The following is a 280-nucleotide window of genomic DNA, read 5'->3' as shown; positions in this document are numbered from 1 at the left end:
ATCGGCAATCTTTAGCTGTTCGGTTTTTAAAGGGTGGCTGAACACAGAACCATTCAACACATGGGTGTTGACTTGAATGCGTTTACCCGACATGCGCAATCGAGCTTTTGCTTGATCAACACGTTCCTCGATGCGTTCGACAATATCAGCAGGATCGATACCCATGATGATGTTCGGCAACTCGGAATTTTCAACATGCGGATGATTGCCTGGCACACGTGAATTTTCCATTAAAACATCAGTTGAGCTGCGGTTGGCTTTATTGCCTTTTCGTGAATAA

1 protein-coding gene is annotated in these 280 nt (G+C 44.6%); it reads right to left on the bottom strand.

Annotated elements, in window-relative coordinates:
- On the bottom strand, positions 1–231 hold a 231-nt coding region (locus tag GVO63_RS19315), incomplete at its 3' end, for a hypothetical protein (protein ID WP_236552225.1).
- Positions 232–280 lie beyond the last annotated feature (49 nt).

Origin of the sequence: Alteromonas sp. KUL106 (genome assembly GCF_009811415.1) — a bacterium.
Lineage (GTDB): Bacteria > Pseudomonadota > Gammaproteobacteria > Enterobacterales > Alteromonadaceae > Alteromonas.
The sequence above is the reverse complement of the archived record's forward strand: the minus strand, read 5'-3'. Positions and strand labels throughout refer to the sequence as shown.